An 18353-nucleotide genomic window follows, 5' to 3' on the forward strand; every position below is an offset into this window, starting at 1 on the left:
CAGCCAATAAACCGTCCAACTTTACGGGGTCAGTTCAACCTCCCGGCGGGGTTTTTTATTGGGGATCGCCCGTCCCGGATCAGCTGCGGAACAGGGTGAGGATGTTCTGTGCCGAGCTATTGGCGATCGAAAGCGACTGGATGCCAAGCTGCTGCTGCGTCTGCAATGCAGAGAGCTTGCTCGATTCCTCTTCCATATCGGCATCGACCAGGCGGCCGATGCCCGAGTCGATGGAATCGTGAAGACCGCTGACGAAAGTCTCCTGCAGCTGGATACGGGTCGAGATCGAACCCAGAGCCGAGCCGGCCGCGGTCATGGCGCCGAGCACCAGTTCGATGCCGGTCAGAGCCGAATCCAGCTGACCCTGGGTGAAATTGGTGATGTCGAGCGCATAGATCGACGGCATGACGATGACCGTGCCGCCATAGGTCCCGTTGAAGGCGGTTCCGATGATGCCGCTGGTGGTCTCGATCGCACCGGTGGAGGTCATGCCGAAGAGCACGTTTCCGAGAGTGCCCGAGTTCAGCACGTAATCCGTCATCTTCACCGAAACCGCATTGCTGCCGTCGCGGACGAAGGAGGAGACGACGCTCTTCGTGCCGGAAGCACCGGCGACCCAGTTTTCACCGGAGAAGGAAGCCGACTGAGCGATGCTCAGGAGCTGCTCCTGCAGCTGGTCGAGTTCCTGCTGGATCTTGGTCTTGTCGACGCCTTTTTCTGTGGCGGCGACGATCTTCGCCTTGATTTCGCTGACGACATCGAGCGCGCTGTCCATGGCCGCATAGGCGGTATCGACCTTGGCCGCGCCAAGACCGAGGGCATCGGAGACGGCCGAAAGCGCCTTGTTGTCCGAACGCATGGTCGTTGCGATCGACCAGTAGGCGGCATTGTCGGCCGCCTTCTCCACACGATAACCCGAGGAAACGCGACCCTGGGTGTCCTTGAGGCTATCGTTTACACCACGCAAAGTCTGCAGCGCTGCCATGGCAGCGTTGTTCGTGAGGATGCTTGTCATGATCCGTTCCACAATCGTTGAGAAAGGGCATTCCGGACTAAGCCGGTAACGGCGACCGCGTCATGCAAAGCCTGCTGTGCAAGCCTTTGCCGTTAACAAATCCTTGCGCAACATGGTTAACAATTTCTCAATTAGACTTTCGGAATGCTTAATTTCACATCGGCAGGGAGCCGAAACCGCGCTTGCGCAACGCCTCGGCGATCTCCTCCAAAATCGCCGGATCATCAATGGTCGCAGGCATTTTCCACGGTATGCCGTCGGCGATTTTCTGCATCGTGCCACGCAGAATTTTTCCGGAGCGCGTCTTCGGCAATCGGTTAACGGTGATGGCCGTTTTGAAGGCCGCAACAGGCCCGATCGATTCGCGAATCATCGCCACCACCTCTGATTCGATCACCGCGGTTTCACGGGAAACATCTCGTTTCAGCACCAGGAAACCGCAGGGCGCCTGCCCCTTCAGCACGTCGTTCACGCCGATGACGGCGCATTCGGCGACATCGGGATGGCGCGCGCAGACCTCCTCCATCGCTCCGGTCGAGAGCCGATGGCCGGCGCAATTGATGATGTCGTCGGTGCGCGACATGATGAAGACATAGCCGTCCTCATCGACATAGCCGGCATCGGCCGTCTTGTAGGAACCCGGAAACTCGTCGAGATAGGCCGACCGAAAACGGTCGTCGGCCTTCCACAGGGTCGGCAGGCAGCCCGGTGGCAAGGGAAGCTTTATGACGATGTTGCCGAGCGTTCCCGCCTCGACCGGATGGCCGGCATCGTCGAGCACCGCGATGTCGTAGCCGGGCATCGGCAGCGTCGGCGAGCCGTGTTTGACGGGGAGGGCGCCGAGACCGAGCGGGTTCGCGGCGATCGGCCAGCCGGTCTCCGTCTGCCACCAGTGATCGATCACGGGCACGCCGAGCATGCGCTCCGCCCATTTCAGCGTCTCCGGATCCGCCCTCTCGCCGGCGAGAAACAGCGCCCGGAAATCCGGCATGGAATATTTCCGCAGCAGTTCGCCCGCGCCATCCTCCCGCCGGATGGCCCGGAATGCGGTCGGCGCTGTAAAGAGAACGCGCACCTTGTATTCCGAGACGATCCGCCAGAATGCGCCGGCATCCGGAGTCCCCACAGGCTTTCCCTCGAAGATCAGCGCCGTCACGCCCGCAATCAGCGGGGCATAGACGATATAGGAATGCCCGACGACCCAGCCGATATCGGAAGCCGTCCAGAAGACTTCGCCCGGCCTCAAGCCGTAGATATTCCGCATCGACCAGCTGAGTGCGACCATATGGCCGCCATTGTCGCGCACGACGCCCTTCGGCTGCCCCGTCGTACCCGACGTGTAGAGAATGTAGAGCGGGTCGGTCGCCTTGACGGAAACGCAGGCAATCTCGGCGCCGCGGTGGCGCGCCACCGCTGCCTCGAAATCCTGATCGCGGCCGCTGACGAGATCTGCCCGAAGCTCGGGCCGCTGCAGCACCAGGCAGTGCCCGGGCTTCGCTTGCGCGATCTCGATTGCCTGATCGACCAGGGGCTTGTAGGCAACGATGCGGCCGGGCTCGAGCCCGCAGCTCGCGGTGATCACCAGCTTGGCTCCGCTGTCGTCGATGCGCGCCGCAAGCTCGCTGGCGGCGAAGCCGCCGAAAACGACGGAATGGACAGCGCCGATGCGGGCGCAGGCGAGCATGGAAAACACCGCCTGCGGCACCATCGGCATATAGAGGATCACACGGTCGCCCTTGCCGATGCCGAACTCGAGCAGCGTCGCTGCGATCGCCTTCACCTCGGCAAGCGCCTCGTCATAGGTGAAACGGCGTTTCTCGCCGGTCATCGCGCTGTCGAAGAGGATCGCCGTCTCGCTGCCGCGTCCGGCGGCCACGTGCCGGTCCAGACAATTATGGCAGGTATTGGTTTCGGCCCCCGAAAACCAGCGGCCATAGACGCCGTCATCCGGCGAAAATATGCGCTCCGGCGGCTTGAACCAGTCGATATCGGCGGCGGCTTCCCGCCAGAAGGCTTCGGGATCGCGTTTCCAGGCCGCATAGACCTGATGATAGCCGTTCTGCATCTGCTCCTCCCCAGGATATGCAAAGCCTCGATATCAATCTAGAGCATGATGCCGAAAAGTGTGAGCGGTTTTCGGACGACATCATGCTCTAACTCTTTAATTTAGAACGGGATTCAGATTTTAGGCCGACTCGGCCTAAAATCATCCCGTTCTAGGCAGCGGCGAGGGGAACGGGAAGCCCGACCAAAGCAGAGTATCAGCGCGCGCCGAAAATCGCCGATCCGACACGCACGCTGGTGGCGCCGAAGGCGATCGCCGTCTCGTAGTCGCCGGACATGCCCATGGAGAGTTTTTCAAAGCCGCATTTCAGGGCGAGCTTCGCCAGAAGCGCAAAATGCGGCCCCGGATTTTCCTCGGCCGGCGGAATGCACATCAACCCCTCGATGGACAGGCCGAGTTCATCGCGGCAGAGCGTGACGAAGGCCGGCGTCTCCTCCGGAGCGATGCCCGCCTTCTGCGGTTCGAGGCCGGTATTGACCTGAATATAGAGCCGGGGCGTCTTGCCTTGGCGCTTCATTTCCTCGGCCAGGGCGCGGGCGATCTTTTCCCGGTCGACGGTCTCGATGACATCGAAAAGCGCCACGGCATCCGCCGCCTTGTTCGATTGCAGCGGCCCGATCAGATGCAGTTCGATATCGGGATGCTCGGCCTTCAGCGCTGGCCACTTGCCCTGGCTTTCCTGCACCCGGTTTTCGCCGAAGACCCGCTGCCCGGCGTCGATCGCCGGGCGGATCGCCTCCGCCTCGAATGTCTTCGACACGGCGACGAGCTGAACGGAACCAGCGGGGCGGCCTGCCTGGCGTTCTCCGGCCGCGATCCGCGAGCGCACGTCGTTCAACCGCTCTTGAAGTTCCATCGTTCTGCCTCGACACATCTCAGTGAAAAGAATGGCAATGAACTAGCCAGCCATTCTGTGCTTGCCAAGACCCGCTTTCGCGAAATCGCTTGCGCCTCATGAAGATCGGACGCTTGCAGCGCCTGCAAAACTTGACGCTACCGTGGTTTCATGGTGAAGGTCTCGACCAACCTCCCCTGATTTTCCGGAATTTCGAATACGATGGCCACCGAACGTTATAATCCGCGCGATGCCGAGCCCCGCTGGCAGCAGAAATGGAACGAAGACAAGGTCTTCGAAACCGACAATTCAGATCCGCGCGAAAAATATTACGTCCTCGAAATGTTCCCCTATCCCTCGGGGCGCATTCACATGGGCCATGTCCGCAATTACGCCATGGGCGATGTCGTCGCCCGCTACAAGCGCGCCCGCGGCTATAACGTCCTGCATCCGATGGGCTGGGACGCCTTCGGCATGCCGGCCGAAAACGCCGCCATGGAACGCGGCGTCCATCCGGCCTCCTGGACCTACCAGAACATCGCCTCGATGAAGGCGCAGCTGAAGGCCATGGGACTTTCGCTGGACTGGAGCCGCGAATTCGCCACCTGCGACGTCGAATATTACCAGCACCAGCAGCATCTGTTCGTGGATTTCCTGGAGAAGGGTCTGGTCTACCGCAAGCAGTCGAAGGTGAACTGGGATCCGGTCGACAATACCGTGCTCGCCAACGAACAGGTGATCGACGGCCGCGGCTGGCGGTCCGGCGCGCTGGTCGAACAGCGTGAGCTGACGCAGTGGTTCTTCAAGATCACCGATTTCAGCCAGGACCTGCTGGACGCGCTGGATACGCTCGACCAGTGGCCGGAAAAAGTCCGCCTGATGCAGAAGAACTGGATCGGCCGTTCGGAAGGTCTGACGATCCGCTGGGAGATCGTGCCGGAAACGGCGCCGGCCGGGGAGACGGAGATTACCGTCTATACGACCCGTCCGGACACGCTCTTCGGCGCTTCCTTCCTGGCGATCGCCGCCGATCATCCGCTGGCCAAGGATGCCGCCGCCAAGAACGCCGAGATCGAGGCCTTCTGCGAGGAATGCCGCCGCGCCGGCACCTCGCTCGCTGCGCTCGAGACCGCCGAAAAGAAGGGCCTCGACACCGGCATCCGCGTCCGCCATCCGCTCGATCCCTCTTGGGAGCTGCCCGTCTATATCGCCAATTTCGTGCTGATGGATTACGGCACGGGGGCGATCTTCGGCTGCCCCTCCGGCGATCAGCGCGACCTCGATTTCGCCCGGAAATACGGCCTGCCGGTTGTAACAGTCGTCATGCCGAGCGACGGCGACGCTGCGAGCTTTTCCGTCGGCGATACCGCCTATGACGGCGATGGCGTGATGATCAATTCGCGCTTCCTCGACGGCAAGACGACGGAAGAGGCCTTCAATATCGTTGCCGACCGGCTGTCGGCCGCTTCCCTCGGCAACACGCCGCAGGGCGAACGCAAGATCAATTTCCGCCTGCGCGACTGGGGCATTTCGCGTCAGCGCTATTGGGGCTGCCCGATCCCGGTCATCCATTGCGATGCCTGCGGCGTCGTGCCGGTGCCGAAGAAGGACCTGCCGGTTAAGCTACCGGAGGACGTCACCTTCGACCAGCCCGGCAACCCGCTCGACCGTCATCCGACGTGGCGCCACGTCGCCTGCCCGCATTGCGGCAAGGACGCGCGCCGCGAGACGGATACGATGGATACCTTCGTCGATTCGAGCTGGTATTTCACCCGCTTCACCGCGCCGTGGGAAGGCAAGCCCACAGATCCTGAGGCGGCTAACCGTTGGCTGCCGGTCGATCAGTATATCGGAGGCATCGAGCATGCGATCCTGCATCTGCTCTATTCCCGCTTCTTCACCCGCGCCATGCGCGAGACCGGCCATGTCGCGGCGAGTGAGCCTTTCAAAGGACTCTTCACCCAGGGCATGGTGGTCCACGAGACCTATAGCCGTGGCGCCGGCGCCGGCCGCGAGTGGGTGGCCCCCGCCGATATCCGCATCGAGGAGCTCGACGGCAAACGCCGCGCCTTCCTGCTGACCTCAGGCGAGGAGATCGCCATCGGCTCGATCGAGAAAATGTCGAAGTCGAAGAAGAACGTTGTCGATCCGGACGATATCATTGCCTCTTACGGGGCCGATACCGCCCGTTTCTTCGTGCTGTCCGACTCTCCGCCGGAGCGCGACGTCATCTGGTCGGAAGCCGGCGTCGAAGGCGCTCATCGCTTCACCCAGCGCCTGTGGCGGCTGATTTCCGAAGCCGCGGAAGCCTTGTCGGCCGTGACACCCGTGCCGGCAACCGAAGGCGAGGCGCTGGCGATCTCACAGGCGGCCCACAAGACGCTGAAGGCCGTTCAGAACGACTATGACAAGCTCTGGTTCAACAAGGCCGTCGCCCGCATCTATGAGCTCGTCAATGCGCTCGCTGCGCCGCTGACGAGGGTTGCGGCAGGCGAGGGCGATGCCGCCTATCGCGCGGCCGTGCGTGACGCCGCCGAAATCCTGATCCAGATCGTCGCGCCGATGACGCCGCATCTGGCCGAAGAATGCTGGGCCGCGCTCGGCAATGATGGGCTTCTCGCCCGTACGGACTGGCCGCGTTACGACGAAACGCTGGTGATGGAAAACGACGTCGTTCTGCCCGTGCAGATCAACGGCAAGAAGCGCGCTGAATTGACAATTTCTCGCGACGCAGATCAGAATGCCGTCACCAACGCCGTGCTGGATCTGGATGCGGTGAAGAATGCGCTGAACGGGCAGGCACCGAAGAAGATCATCGTGGTTCCCCAAAGGATTGTGAACATTGTCGTCTGATATCGCTTGCAAGCTGGCCCGCAATGCCGGCATCGCCATGATCCTTGCCGCCTCGGCTTTTCTTTCGGCCTGCCAAGTCCGGCCGCTTTATTCCGAGCAGTCCGGCGTGGTCGAAAAGCTGTCTTCGGTCGGCTTTTCCGAGGCGGGCAGCCGGGTCGAGCAGCAGGTGCGCAACCGCCTGATCTTCCTGGCGTCACGCGGTGCCGGCGAAGCGGCCAATCCACAATATGAAGTCGAGATGCACGCCACCTCGGCCGTTGCCGATACGCTGCTCGTCGAATCCTCCGACACGTCGCGAGCCGGCCGCGTGACCGTCAACGTCACCTATACGCTGCGTGCGACCTCCGACAATCATGTCATCAAGGCCGGCAGCCGCCAGGCAACCGCGCTGGTGGACTTCTCCGAGCAGGAATTCGCCAAGCAACGGGCGATTCGTGACGCCGAAAACCGCGCGGCGGATCAGGCGGCAGAATTCGTAGGAGCCGATATCGCCGCCGCCCTCAGCCGTTGAGGGCGGAGATGTGGCTGAGATAAAGTCCCACGAATTCGAAAACTTTCTGCAGAAATCGGCGCGGAACTACCGGATCTTCGTCATTTACGGGCCGGACCGCGGTCTCGTCTCCGAACGCGCAAGCCAGCTCGCCGGCAAGACCGGTGTTGCCCTCGACGATCCTTTCTCGCTGACGAAGCTCGATATCGGCGATCTACAGAAGGATCCCGGCAGGTTGGTTGACGAAGCCCAGTCCATCGGCCTGTTCGGCGGCGAGAAACTGATCTGGATTCGCGGCGCCGCCAACGAAAAATACCTGGTCGATTCATTGGCGCTGCTGGCCGAAAAGCCGCTCGAAGCCGCCCATCTGATCGTCGAAGCCGGCGATCTCAAGAAGGGATCACTGCTTCGCAAGGCGGCGGAAGCCGCCCGAGCGATCATGACGATCCCCTCCTATGCCGACGACAGCCGCGCTCTCAACGGATTAATCGATGCAGAACTCGGCGCGGAAAAGGTCGGCATTACGCCAGCCGCGCGCCAGGCGTTGGTCGCGTTGATCGGCGGCGATCGCATCGCCTCCCGCAACGAAGTGCGCAAGCTTGCGCTCTACTGCCGCGGTCTAGATACCATTGAAGAACATCACGTTACCGAAATAATCGGCGATGCCAGTGCCATCTCGGTTGACGACGCGGTGGACGCAATCCTTAGCGGCGATCTGAACGCCTTTTTGCACGCTATGCAGAAGATCAGCAGCTCGAAGACAGCGATTTTCCTCGTACTTCAGGCATGCCTGAAGCAATTTCAGCTTCTCGATACGATGCGCGCCGAAATGGAAGAGAAACGAATTCAAGCGCCTCAGATCATGCAGACAATGGGCCGCCATTTGCATTTCCGCCGCAAGCCGATCATCGAGCAGGCGCTGCGTCACTGGAGCGCGGAAAGCATTGCCCGTGAATCGAACCGCTTGCAGGCCGCTATCCTGCAGAGCCGGCGGCGCCAAGTGCTGGAAGACAGCGTCGCCATGCAGACGCTTCTCTCCACCACCCTGCAATCGGGCCGTAAGTCAGCTTGATTAGCGCCGCTCGAGCAGGCGGCAGATCTCTTCGAGCTGCTCCAGCGATTTGTAGGAAATCTTGATCTGGCCACCGCTGGTCTTGTGATTGATCGAAACCTCAAGACCAAGCGCATCGGACAATGTTCTTTCCAGGGCCAGCGTGTCGGAATCCTTCTGATCCCGCCGCAAGGCCGGCTGCTGCGGCTCCGACTGCGCCTTGATGTTATTCTGCGCCAGTTTTTCCGCATCGCGCACCGACATGCCCTTGGCGACGATGGTTCGGGCAAGGCTGGCGGGATCCGGCGTCGAAACAAGCGCACGCGCATGCCCGGCCGACAGGCTACCGGCGGCAAGCAGATCGCGCACCGGATCCGGCAGCTTCAAAAGCCGCAATGAATTGGCAACGTGGCTGCGGCTCTTGCCGATGATTTCGCCGAGGTCGTTCTGGGTATAGCCATATTCAGCGATGAGCTGCTCGTAGCCCAAAGCCTCTTCGAGCGGATTGAGATCCGCCCGCTGGACATTTTCGACGATCGCGATTTCCAGCGCGGTCTTGTCATCGACGTCACGGATAATGACCGGAATCTCGATCAGCCCGGCAAGCTGGGCGGCGCGCCAGCGCCGCTCGCCGGCAATGATTTCATACTGATCCCGACCCATCGTCCGCACGACGATGGGCTGCACGATGCCATGCTGGCGAATCGAACTGGCGAGATCGTGCAGCTCGGTATCGTCGAAGAAACGGCGAGGGTTGCGCGGGTTACGGCTGACGAACTCGATCGGGATCATCCTATCGGCACTGACAGCCCGGTCAGCTTCGACTGGAACAGGCTGATCCATTTCGCCGATCAGCGCCGCAAGGCCGCGGCCCAAACGTCTTTTCGATACATCGTCATTCATGACTTAGATCCTTATGCAATAATATCAGGCAGCCAGTCTTTGGCGTTCGCGCTGGATAACCTCCGAGGCCAGCTGCAGATAGGCCTGGCTGCCCGCACATTTCAGATCATAGAGAATAGCAGGCTTGCCGTAGGACGGCGCCTCCGAAACCCGCACATTGCGCGGGATGAGCGTATGATAAACCTTCTCGCCGAGATGCGTGCGCACGTCATTGACGACCTGCTGGGCGAGGTTGTTGCGCGCGTCGAACATCGTCAGCACGATGCCCTGGATATCCAGTCGCGGATTGACGGTTCGGCGAACCTGGCTGACGGTCTCAAGCAACTGGCTCAATCCTTCCAGCGCGAAAAACTCGCATTGCAGCGGCACCAACACCGAATGGGCGGCCGCCATGGCATTCATGGTCAGCAGATTGAACGATGGCGGGCAATCCAGAAGAATATAGGAAAAGGCCATCGCTTCCGGCGACGATAGCGCCTTACGCAATTTGAAGACACGATCGCTTTCCTGCGCGATCTCCATTTCGACCCCGAGCAGATCCATCGTCGAGGGAACGATGAACAGGTTGGGCACAGCGGTTTCCAGCGTTACTTCACTGATACCGTGATCGCCGATCATCAGGTCATAGGAGGAAAGTTTGCGGTTGCGGCGATCAATGCCGAGGCCGGTGCTGGCATTGCCCTGCGGGTCGAGATCGACGATCAAGACCCGTTCGCCAATGGCGGCAAGCGCAGTTGCCAGGTTGATTGCAGTGGTCGTCTTGCCGACACCACCCTTCTGATTTGCGATGGTGATTATCCGATGTCGTTCGCCAGCCATTGCCGCAATATCCGATTTGTTAAACCAAGCGCCGGAGATTCGATACTTCCAAAATAACAGATCCCTGCTCAACGGCGCTCTTATGTTCTAGCAGATCGAATTCCCAGCGACCACGCGCTTTCTCGATTTCCCTCAGGTAATCCCGGCCTTTGTGAAAAAAGCCGTGACAATTTTCTTGCGACAGCATCCAGGGCGCGGAATAGCCGATCAGCCCGTCGAGATCGGTCAGCGCGCGTGCGGAGATCGCTCCGCATTCGCCTATTTCCGCAGGGGCATCCTCGATTCGAATGGCGTGAACGGCTCCCCGCGCCTCCGTTTCCCGCAGCGCCGTCCGCAGAAAGGCCGCCTTCTTGTGGTTGCTTTCCACCAAATGGACCCATCCGTCCTGCAGCTCTGCCAGAAAGATCGCGGTAATGACGCCGGGGAAACCGCCGCCGCTTCCTAGATCAACCCAGGTGATCGGCTTCGGATGGATCTGAAAGATCTGGCTGCTATCGGCGATATGCCGGTGCCACAGATCGTCAAGGGTTGATGGCGCCACCAGATTGATGGTTTTTGCCCACTTCTGGAACAGCGTGGCGAAGTGTCGAAGCCGCTCCTGTGTTTCACGTGAAACACGCAAACCGTTTAATTCCATTCTGAGGGACTCTCAACTTTTGTGTCAGGCGTTTTGCCGCGCTGGGGAATTGAGTCGACGGAGATGCACCAACAGCAGCGCGATGGCCGCCGGCGTCATTCCTTCAACAACAGACGCCTGGGCAATATTCACGGGACGGGCCGCATTCAGCTTGACCTTCAGTTCGTTTGAAAGTCCAGAAAGACCGCTGTAGTCGAAATCATGCGGGATCTGCCGCTGCTCATCTCGTTGTTGATCGGCAATCGCCGTGGCTTGCCGATCCAGGTAAACCGAATAACCCGCTTCGATCTCCAGCGCCTCCGCGACCTTGGGTGCGATTGCCCCGAGAGTCTCGGGCCACACACGCTGAAGTTCGGCGAAATCGTAATTCGGATAGGACAAGAGATCATAGGCAGTGCGGCGCTGTCCATCGAGGTTGATGTTTAAGCCCGCCCGCCGCGCTTCGTTCGGCGTCACGGCCAGCGATTTGAGTAAAGCTCGGCCGCGCTCGATTTCCCGCTGGTAGGCGGTGAATCGCTCCCCACGCTCCCCGCTCGCACAGCCAAGCTGCATCGCCAGGGGCGTCAATCGCATATCTGCATTGTCCGCGCGCAATGTCAGCCTATATTCGGCGCGCGACGTAAACATTCGATACGGTTCCGTAACGCCGCGCGAGGTGAGGTCATCGATCATCACACCGATATAGGAGTTCGTCCGGCTGAATTGGAACGGATCCGAATCGCTGCTGTGCAATGCAGCATTTAAACCGGCCGCCAGGCCTTGAGCGGCCGCCTCCTCATAACCGGTGGTGCCGTTGATCTGGCCGGCGAGGAACAATCCCTTCAGCCGCTTGACCTCCAGCGACGGCGTCAGCTCCCGCGGATCGACATGGTCATATTCGATGGCATAACCCGGCTGCAGGATTCTCACCGCTTCGAGACCGGGAAGGGTCTTGATGAATTCTGCCTGAACCTCCGCCGGCAGGGAGGTTGAAATCCCATTCGGATAAACGGTGTCGTCATCCAGACCCTCCGGCTCGAGAAAGACCTGATGTCCATCCCGCTCGCCGAATTTCACCAGCTTGTCTTCGATAGAGGGGCAGTAGCGCGGGCCAACGCCCTCGATCTGGCCGGAATACATCGCCGACCGCATGATGTTGTCGACGATAATCCTGTGTGTCGCTTCGGTGGTCCTCGTCACCCCGCAGTCGATCTGCGGCGTCGCAATCCGATCGGTCATGAACGAGAAGGGGACAAGCTCCTCGTCGGCGCCCTGCCGGCCCACGGATTGCCAGTCGATCGTCTTTCCGTCCAGCCGCGCCGGCGTTCCCGTCTTCAAGCGCCCCAACCGCAAGCCGAGCCGCGCCAGCGTGGCGGATAGTCCGATCGAAGGCGCTTCGCCGACCCGACCGGCCGGGGTCTTTTCCGAACCGATATGGATAAGGCCGCGAAGAAAGGTGCCCGTCGTCAAAACCACCGCAGGTGTTTTGAAGGTTCGACCATCCTTCATGATGACACCCGCCACGCGGCCATCGACGATATCCAGATCGAACGCATCGCCTTCGATAATGTCGAGACCCGGCGTCGCTTCGATGGCGGCCAGCATCGCCAGCCGGTAAAGCTTTCGATCCGCCTGCGTCCGCGGTCCGCGAACGGCCGCACCCTTCTTCTTGTTCAGCATTCTGAACTGAATGCCGGCCGCATCGGCGATCCGGCCCATCAGGCCATCCATCGCGTCGATCTCGCGCACGAGATGACCCTTTCCAAGTCCGCCAATGGCCGGATTGCACGACATGACGCCGATCGTGTCGCGCCTGTGGGTAACAAGCGCGGTCTTCGCGCCAAGCCGCGCAGCCGCGCTCGCCGCCTCCGACCCCGCATGGCCGCCGCCGATAACGATCACATCATAGACATCTACGGTCATTCCAAGACTCCAATCCGGCGGTAGCTTCATCTGAAACCTGCCAGCCGTCCAGGCTGAAAGGTTTCACGTGAATCATTTGCCGATACAAAACTCCGAGAAGATCACCCCAAGCAGCTGCTCGACATCCACCCGCCCGGTAATCCTGCCCAGATAGTCGGCGGCAACTCGAAGCTGCTCGGTGCGCAGTTCCAGATCCACATCGACCTGCGAAATCGCCTCGTCGAGCGCCGACAAACATTTCGCCAGCGAATCCTTATGCCTTTGCCGGCTGGGAATCGCCATGGACAGGCCACCGAAACGATCTGCGACGATCCCGCCGATCAGCTGCCGCAGCTCCGGCAAACCATCGCCTGTCATCGTGGAGATCTGCAGATCATACCGGCCAGGGGCGATATCGATGAGGTCCTTCTTCGTGCCGACAGTAACATGCGGAAAAGTCGGCTCCAAGTCATCAGGTATCTCGGGACTGGTCATGTCGACCAGCAGCAGCACGAGATCGGCGTCACGGAGAGCAACACGCGCCCGCCGCACGCCTTCCATTTCCACCCTGTCCTCCGTCTCCCGGAGGCCGGCCGTATCGTAGAGTTTCACCAGATAGCCATCGATATCGATATCGAGATGCAGCACATCGCGCGTCGTTCCGGCGATGTCGGTGACGATCGCGACGTCACGGCGCGCCAGGGCATTCAGCAGGCTCGACTTGCCGGCATTCGGCGCGCCGGCAATCACCACCTTGAAGCCGTCCCTGATGATTTCCCCAGCCGAAGCAGCGCCCAGATGTTCAGCGATATCGCTGCGAAGCTTCTCCATATCGGACCAGACCATGTCCGAGACCGACCCCGGCACGTCGTCTTCGTCGGGAAAATCCAGTTCCGCTTCGATCAGTGCCCGCGCACGGGTTAATCGTTCCGCCCACGAATCGTAAATCGCCGAAAGGCCGCCGGCACTATGTTCGACGGCGAGGCGGCGCTGCATTTCCGTTTCAGCGCCGATCAGATCGGCCAATCCCTCAACTTCGACAAGATCGAGCTTGCCGTTTTCGAAGGCTCGTCTTGAAAATTCACCTTCGACGGCCATCCGCACATTGGGAAATTCACCGAGCGTCTGAAACAACGCAGCCAGGACCGCTTTACTGCCGTGGATCTGCAACTCCGCAACGTCCTCGCCCGTAAACGAGTTGGGCGCGGGAAAAAACAGCGCCAGTCCGCGATCGATCGGCTCATTGTTACGAGTCCGAATCGTTCGATAGGCTGCCGCCCGATCGGCGGGAACCGAGCCGATGAGGCTCACAAGCACGTCCCTGGTCGCCGGCCCGCTGATGCGAACCACCGAGACACCCGAAGGCGGCGCCCCACTCGAGAGGGCATATATGGTGTCATGCGATATGGCCATGCTTCTGTCTATCGGTTCGAATCCGAATCGGCTCTCTAAATAGAAAAGCTGGCGGCATCACGACGATGCCACCAGCTCTCGTAGGTGAATCCGGCTAAGGATTACGTATTCATCGAATCGAAGAAGTCGGAATTGTTCTTCGTCTGCTTGAGCTTGTCGATGAGGAATTCGATCGCGTCGGTCGTGCCCATCGGCGCCAAGATACGGCGTAGCACGAAGATCTTCTGCAGATCCTGGCGCGGAACCAGCAGGTCTTCCTTACGCGTGCCGGACTTGAGGATGTCCATTGCGGGGAAGATGCGCTTGTCGGCGACCTTGCGGTCGAGCACGATTTCGGAGTTGCCGGTGCCCTTGAACTCTTCGAAAATGACTTCGTCCATGCGGCTGCCGGTATCGATCAGCGCCGTGGCGATGATTGTCAGCGAACCGCCTTCCTCAATATTGCGAGCGGCACCGAAGAAGCGCTTCGGGCGCTGAAGCGCGTTGGCGTCGACGCCGCCGGTCAGAACCTTGCCGGAAGAAGGAACGACGGTGTTGTAAGCGCGGCCGAGACGGGTGATCGAATCGAGCAGGATGACGACGTCGCGTCCATGCTCGACCAGACGCTTCGCCTTTTCGATGACCATTTCGGCCACCTGAACGTGACGCACCGCCGGCTCGTCGAAAGTCGAGGAAATGACCTCACCGCGAACGGAACGCTGCATGTCGGTCACTTCCTCAGGGCGTTCGTCGATCAGCAGAACGATGAGATAGCATTCCGGATGGTTTGCCGTGATCGAATGCGCGATATTCTGCAGCAGCACGGTCTTACCGGTACGCGGCGGTGCGACGATCAGGCCGCGCTGGCCCTTGCCGAGCGGCGCCACCAGATCGATCACGCGCGGCGACAGATCCTTGGAGGTCGGAACATCCAGTTCCATCTTGAAGCGCTCGTTCGGATAGAGCGGCGTCAGATTGTCGAAATGGACCTTGTGACGGATCTTTTCCGGATCGTCGAAATTGATGGTGTTGACCTTCAGCAGCGCGAAATAGCGTTCGCCTTCCTTCGGTCCGCGGATGGGCCCTTCGACCGTATCGCCTGTCTTCAGCGAGAACCGGCGGATCTGCGACGGAGAAATATAAATGTCGTCGGGACCCGGCAGGTAATTGGCATTGGCGGAACGCAGGAAGCCGAAACCGTCCTGCAGCACTTCGACGACCCCTTCGCCGATGATTTCCACATCCTGGCTGGCAAGCATCTTGAGAATCGCAAACATCAGTTCCTGCTTGCGCATCGTGCTTGCATTCTCGACCTCGAGCGACTCGGCGAAAGCCAGAAGATCCGTCGGGGATTTACTCTTAAGTTCCTGAAGCTTCATTTCAGCCATGAAGTGACCAATGCTCTTTTCAATTTTGAAGGGGAAAGGCGATGTTGGGTCGTATTCGGTACTGCGAAAGGGGCTCGCAGACGACTGAACTCTACACACATGCCACGTAGATGAGATGCGCGGAAAATAGCGACTCGTTATCGCCGCCGCAAGGGGGCTGCTTAAAATGAAGCAAATTTAACCTGAGGGATGATTTGCCTCAAAATGGCTTCACCACGACGAGGATCACGATCAGGATCATCAGCAGCGTCGGCGCCTCGTTCATGAACCGCCAATAGCGGGCGGAACGGCGATTTTCATCCCGCTCGAAAGCCCTTACGGCGCGGCTGAAGAACATATGGACACCGGTCAGAAGCACGACCAGACCGATCTTCGCGTGCAGCCAGCCGCCCTGAAAACCATAAACCGACCAGGCGAGATAGAGACCAAAAATCCAGGTCAGCATCATTGCCGGCGTCATGATGATCCGAAGCAGCCGGCGCTCCATCACCTTGAAGGTTTCCGACTGCACCGAACCCGGTTCGGCATCTGTATGGTAGATGAACAGCCGCGGCATATAAAACAATCCGGCCATCCAGGAGATCACCGCGATGATGTGGAGCGCCTTGATCCAGAGATAGAGATTGTCCGGGTTCCAGGCGAAGAGCCCGATCGCCAGCAGCGCGAAGAAGGCCAGCGCAAAATGCGCGCGGCGCCGGGCATAGGCGCCCGGCCTCCGATCCGTCTGCTTCTCCATCGTCACGTCAGACCTCGCACGCGGTCGACCAGCACGCGCACATGTTCGGGGTCGGCCTGCGGTGTGATGCCGTGACCCAGATTGAAGATCAGCGGCCCATTGCCGAGATGCTGGAGAATATCGTCTATGCCTTCTTCCAAAGCCTTGCCGCCGGCAACGACTCGCATCGGATCGAGATTGCCCTGAACCGGCCCATCCTTCTGAAGTTCGGCGGCAAAGGCCAATGGCACCGACCAATCGAGGCCGATCGCATCCGCACCCGTCTTCTGACGATAGGTCTTCAGCTGGTAGCCTGCGCCTTTGGCAAAGGCGATGATGCGGGCATGCGGCCGCCGCGACCTTATCGAAGCGATCATCCGGGCGATAGGCCGGATCGCGAAAGCCTCGAATTCCTTTTCGCCGAGAACGCCGGCCCAGGAATCGAAGATCTGCACGGCATCGGCGCCGGCATCGATCTGCGCGACGAGATAACCGGCCGACACATCCGCCAGCAGCATCAGCAGATGCTCGAAAGCGCGCGGATGCTTGTAGGCGAAGAGACGGGCAGGGGCTTGATCGGGCGTTCCATGACCCGCGATCATATAGGTCGCAACAGTCCAGGGCGCGCCGCAGAAGCCAAGCAGGGTCGTCTCATCGGGCAGCTCGCTGCGCAGCCGCCGCACCGTCTCCAGAACCGGGTGGAGATAATCGACAACCTCTTCGCCGTTCAGCCTGCCGATGCCCGCTTCATCGATCGGATCCATCTCAGGACCATGCCCCTCGGTGAAGCGAACGTTTCGTTTCATCGCATCGGGAATGACGAGAATGTCGGAAAACAGGATGGCCGCATCGAAGCCATAGCGGCGGATCGGCTGCAATGTCACTTCAACGGCATAATCGGGCGTGTAGCAGAGATCGAGAAAGCTCCCGGCCTTTGCCCGCGTCTCTCTATATTCCGGAAGGTAACGTCCGGCCTGCCGCATCAGCCAGAGAGGAGGAGGGGAGAGGCTTTCGCCATCGAGAACCCTCATGATCTTTCGGCGCGTTTCGCTCAAGCGCTTCTTCCCTATAAAAAATCAAAGATATTTTAAAAGGTTTCTATTTCTTAGAGTCGGTGTCTATCAAGGATTAAAATCCATCCACCGCCGATGCCATTTGTCGCGCACCGGCAAAGAACATGGCAAGGATTTTCCGGCTGCGCTCAAATTTCGAGGAGAAGCCGAATCCGAAAGTGATTCCAGTCGCTTCCGAATGAATGATTTTCTGCTGGCTTGTGGATAAGCTGTGGACCTGCTCTAAGGAAGTCGTGTTCCTCCCCATCGTCCACAGGGTCCGATGAAACCGGTTTGCAAAATTCGTAGTGTGGATAAGGAGGCATGTTTTCCCGAAGCCGAGGCCGCCCCGGCGCCTTAGCTCCCCATCATCCAGTCTTTTCAACAGGCAGCGGAAAATAGCGTGGAGAACAGAACGAACTTCTTTCATCTGCATCTGATTTCTGACTCAACCGGGGAGACTCTCATCTCCGCCGGCCGCGCCGCATCGGCCCAGTTCAGATCCGCTCAGCCGATCGAACACGTCTATCCCCTGATCCGCAATCGCAAGCAGCTGTTGCCGGTTCTGCAGGCGATCGACGAAACCCCCGGCATCGTGCTTTACACGATCGTCGACCGCGAGCTCGCGAGCCTCATCGACGAGCGCTGCGCCGAAATGGGCGTTGCCTCGGTCAATGTGCTGGAGCCGGTGATGAATGCGTTCCAGATCTATCTCGGCGCGCCGTCGCGCCGCCGGGTCGGAGCCCAGCACGTCATGAACGCCGGCTATTTCGCGCGTATCGAGGCGCTGAATTTCACCATGGACCATGACGACGGCCAGATGCCGGATGACTATAATGACGCCGACGTGGTCATCATCGGGATCAGCCGCACTTCGAAAACGCCGACCAGCATCTATCTCGCCAACAGAGGCATCAAGACGGCGAACATCCCGATCGTCTATGGCGTGCCCTTGCCGGAGAGCCTCTTTGCCGCAACGAAACCGGTGATCGTCTGCCTCATCGCCACCACCGACCGCATTTCCCAGGTGCGGGAAAACCGCATCCTCGGGACGACGCAGGGTTTCGACCGGGAACACTATACTGATCGCGCCGCGATCTCCGAGGAATTGAAATATGCCCGCTCGCTCTGCGCCCGCCACGGCTGGCCGCTGATCGACGTGACGCGCCGCTCGATCGAGGAAACGGCGGCGGCCATTGTTGCCCTGCGCCCGAAGCTGCGCTAAGCGCTGACGAAACGCTGGCACGTCGAGGAACG

General features: G+C 60.0%; 16 protein-coding genes. 4 read left to right on the forward strand and 12 right to left on the reverse strand.

Annotation, left to right across the window (positions count from 1 at the left end; translation table 11 throughout):
• Nucleotides 1-79 precede the first annotated feature (79 nt).
• From CO670_RS19890 to CO670_RS19900, 3 genes are all read right to left on the reverse strand, one after another.
• Nucleotides 80-1015: a flagellin gene (locus CO670_RS19890; protein ID WP_097591836.1), complete on the reverse strand. Its 936-nt coding sequence runs from the start codon at nucleotides 1013-1015 to the stop codon at nucleotides 80-82.
• A gap of 154 nt (nucleotides 1016-1169) precedes the next feature.
• Nucleotides 1170-3080, reverse strand: a complete 1911-nt coding sequence (locus tag CO670_RS19895) for a propionyl-CoA synthetase (protein WP_097591837.1) — start codon at nucleotides 3078-3080, stop codon at nucleotides 1170-1172.
• Between the two features lie 196 nt (nucleotides 3081-3276).
• Entirely contained in the window at nucleotides 3277-3936 is a 660-nt protein-coding gene (locus tag CO670_RS19900) for a YggS family pyridoxal phosphate-dependent enzyme (RefSeq protein ID WP_097591838.1), read from the reverse strand.
• A 201-nt stretch (nucleotides 3937-4137) separates the two neighbouring features.
• Here CO670_RS19900 and leuS point away from each other — a divergent pair, with 201 nt between their 5' ends.
• The 3 genes from leuS to holA are packed head-to-tail and all read left to right on the forward strand — an operon-like array spanning nucleotide 4138 to nucleotide 8330.
• On the forward strand, nucleotides 4138-6768 hold the full coding sequence (gene leuS / locus CO670_RS19905) for a leucine--tRNA ligase (protein WP_097591839.1): 2631 nt from the start codon (nucleotides 4138-4140) through the stop codon (nucleotides 6766-6768).
• Nucleotides 6758-7279 (forward strand): LPS assembly lipoprotein LptE, encoded by a 522-nt coding sequence (gene lptE / locus CO670_RS19910; RefSeq protein ID WP_097591840.1) that lies wholly within the window; start codon nucleotides 6758-6760, stop codon nucleotides 7277-7279. The genes leuS and lptE overlap by 11 nt, the downstream gene beginning before the upstream one ends.
• 10 nt (nucleotides 7280-7289) lie before the next feature.
• Entirely contained in the window at nucleotides 7290-8330 is a 1041-nt protein-coding gene (gene holA, locus CO670_RS19915; RefSeq protein WP_097591841.1) for a DNA polymerase III subunit delta, read from the forward strand.
• On the opposite strand, the gene CO670_RS19920 is transcribed toward holA, so the two are convergent.
• From CO670_RS19920 to CO670_RS19960, 9 genes are all read right to left on the reverse strand, one after another.
• Nucleotides 8331-9212, reverse strand: coding sequence for a ParB/RepB/Spo0J family partition protein (locus CO670_RS19920; RefSeq protein WP_088689045.1), 882 nt, complete (start codon nucleotides 9210-9212; stop codon nucleotides 8331-8333). It abuts the gene before it with no gap.
• Between the two features lie 24 nt (nucleotides 9213-9236).
• On the reverse strand, nucleotides 9237-10031 hold the full coding sequence (locus CO670_RS19925; RefSeq protein WP_088689044.1) for a ParA family protein: 795 nt from the start codon (nucleotides 10029-10031) through the stop codon (nucleotides 9237-9239).
• Between the two features lie 19 nt (nucleotides 10032-10050).
• Entirely contained in the window at nucleotides 10051-10668 is a 618-nt protein-coding gene (rsmG, locus tag CO670_RS19930; protein WP_097591842.1) for a 16S rRNA (guanine(527)-N(7))-methyltransferase RsmG, read from the reverse strand.
• Nucleotides 10669-10692: 24 nt separating this feature from the next.
• A complete protein-coding gene (gene mnmG, locus CO670_RS19935; RefSeq protein WP_097591843.1) occupies nucleotides 10693-12570 on the reverse strand; it encodes a tRNA uridine-5-carboxymethylaminomethyl(34) synthesis enzyme MnmG in 1878 nt (625 codons plus the stop codon).
• 72 nt (nucleotides 12571-12642) lie between these two features.
• The gene (gene mnmE, locus CO670_RS19940; RefSeq protein ID WP_097591844.1) at nucleotides 12643-13962 is read right to left on the reverse strand and encodes a tRNA uridine-5-carboxymethylaminomethyl(34) synthesis GTPase MnmE; all 1320 of its coding nucleotides are present in this window, start codon (nucleotides 13960-13962) and stop codon (nucleotides 12643-12645) included.
• A 101-nt stretch (nucleotides 13963-14063) separates the two neighbouring features.
• The gene (gene rho, locus CO670_RS19945; RefSeq protein ID WP_097591845.1) at nucleotides 14064-15329 is read right to left on the reverse strand and encodes a transcription termination factor Rho; all 1266 of its coding nucleotides are present in this window, start codon (nucleotides 15327-15329) and stop codon (nucleotides 14064-14066) included.
• A gap of 199 nt (nucleotides 15330-15528) precedes the next feature.
• Complete coding sequence (gene hemJ, locus CO670_RS19950; RefSeq protein ID WP_097591846.1) at nucleotides 15529-16065, reverse strand: protoporphyrinogen oxidase HemJ; 537 nt, start codon at nucleotides 16063-16065, stop codon at nucleotides 15529-15531.
• A gap of 2 nt (nucleotides 16066-16067) precedes the next feature.
• Nucleotides 16068-17099: a uroporphyrinogen decarboxylase gene (gene hemE / locus CO670_RS19955; RefSeq protein WP_097591847.1), complete on the reverse strand. Its 1032-nt coding sequence runs from the start codon at nucleotides 17097-17099 to the stop codon at nucleotides 16068-16070.
• A gap of 73 nt (nucleotides 17100-17172) precedes the next feature.
• Complete coding sequence (locus CO670_RS19960; RefSeq protein WP_245425908.1) at nucleotides 17173-17532, reverse strand: hypothetical protein; 360 nt, start codon at nucleotides 17530-17532, stop codon at nucleotides 17173-17175.
• On the opposite strand from CO670_RS19960, the gene CO670_RS19965 reads away from it, so the two are divergent.
• Nucleotides 17500-18321, forward strand: a complete 822-nt coding sequence (locus tag CO670_RS19965; RefSeq protein WP_097591848.1) for a pyruvate, water dikinase regulatory protein — start codon at nucleotides 17500-17502, stop codon at nucleotides 18319-18321. The genes CO670_RS19960 and CO670_RS19965 overlap by 33 nt on opposite strands.
• The last annotated feature ends 32 nt before the right edge of the window (nucleotides 18322-18353 follow it).

This window comes from Rhizobium sp. J15 (genome assembly GCF_002531825.1).
In the GTDB taxonomy this organism is placed as follows: domain Bacteria; phylum Pseudomonadota; class Alphaproteobacteria; order Rhizobiales; family Rhizobiaceae; genus Rhizobium.